Genomic DNA, 1,610 nt, shown 5'->3' on the forward strand with positions numbered 1-1,610 from the left:
TAACAGTTTATGCGCTACGCGCACCCTACTTGAGGTGCTTTTGAATAAAATAAGCTGACGGCTGACGGCTGACTGCTGTTCGCGTAGCGTGCGCGTAGCGCATATGCTTACGCAGGGTGCCGTTCAATGGCAGCTATATTGAACTACTAGCCCCGTGGAACATTGTGACATCTCACAGCAACTTTTCAAAGCGTCATTCGACCTATAGTGTGTAATGTGTGTGTAATGTGTGAGTGATTGAGGAGTGAAGTGCTATGGGAGAGCTTCAGCAGAGGATTGGTATAACACCATTACAGTCGGAATCTGTCACACAAATCCTACGGGATGATACTGACTGCCTAACTGACTCGTTTTATCCTGGATTACGCCAAAGAGCCTGGGCCGAAATTGATCAAGTTGCTCTTCATCACAATTTACGGCAAATACAGCAGCTTTGGCGCCATCCTACCCAACTAATGGCAGTGGTGAAAGCGGATGCTTATGGCCATGGTGCTCTAACCGTTGCCCGCACAGCGATAGAGGCTGGTGCTGGGGGGTTATGTGTTGCTACTGTCTCAGAGGGCATTCAACTCAGGCAAGGGGGAATTAAGGCCACTATACTCTTGTTGGGAGCGACTAATACCCCAGAACAAGTCAAAGCGATCGCTCACTGGCAATTGGAACCAACTCTGTGTAATCCTCAACAAGCGTTAGTGTTTTCGGAAACCTTGAGTGGTCTAAACCAAAGCCTGCCAGTGCATCTGAAACTAGATACAGGAATGTCTCGCTTGGGAATGCCTTGGCAAGATGCCATCGAGTTTGTACGCTTAGTCCAACAATTACCTAACTTGGAAATAGCTAGTGTCTATTCCCATCTAGCCACTGCTGATAGTCCTGACCCCACAGTGATGAGACAGCAGCATCAAAGGTTTAAAAACGCGATCGCACAATTGCAGGCTGGTGGCATAACTCCACCCCGATTACACTTGGCAAATTCCGCTGCCACCTTAACCGACTCAGCATTGCACTACGATTGGGTGCGTGTCGGATTAGCCGTCTATGGTCTCTACCCAGCAGAGCATCTTCAAAAGGTTATTCACCTCAAGCCAGTGATGCAGGTAAAAGCGCGGATTACCCAAATTAAAACTATTCCCCCTGGCACTGGTATCAGCTATGGCCATCAATTTATTTCAAATCGACAGATGCGTCTAGCAGTAGTCGGTATTGGCTATGCTGACGGTGTTCCCCGAAATCTTTCCAATCGCATCAATGTCATCATCCGAGGGCAGCAAGTTCCTCAGATTGGCGCAATTACAATGGATCAGCTCATGCTCGATGTTAGTGATATTCCTAATATACAAGTTGGGGAAATTGTTACCTTAATTGGACAGGATGGGGAAGAGCAAATCTCAGCAGATGACTGGGCTATGGCTTTAGGCACCATTTCCTGGGAAATTATTTGTGGTTTTAAGCACCGACTACCCCGTGTAGTAGTCGGGTAAGCATTCAGCGGTCAGCGGTCAGCGGTCAGCGGTCAGCGGTCAGCGGTCAGCCGTTAGCCGTCAGCCGTTAGCCGTCAGCGGTCAGCGGTCAGCGGTCAGCGGTCAGCGGTCAGCGGTAAGCGGTCAGCA

Annotated in this window: 1 protein-coding gene; it reads left to right on the plus strand. The window is 49.2% G+C overall.

What is annotated here, in order from left to right; all coding sequences use genetic code 11:
* Positions 1 to 254 precede the first annotated feature (254 nt).
* Positions 255 to 1,481, plus strand: coding sequence for an alanine racemase (gene alr / locus F6K20_RS37720; protein ID WP_008189245.1), 1,227 nt, complete (start codon positions 255 to 257; stop codon positions 1,479 to 1,481).
* The last annotated feature ends 129 nt before the right edge of the window (positions 1,482 to 1,610 follow it).

The organism is Moorena sp. SIO2C4 (assembly GCF_010672485.1).
GTDB classification, from domain to species: domain Bacteria; phylum Cyanobacteriota; class Cyanobacteriia; order Cyanobacteriales; family Coleofasciculaceae; genus Moorena; species Moorena producens.

Coding starts and splice junctions, on each gene's coding strand:
- alr (WP_008189245.1), top strand. CDS start 255: ATGGGAGAGCTTCAGCAGAGGATTGGTATAACACCATTACAGTCGGAA.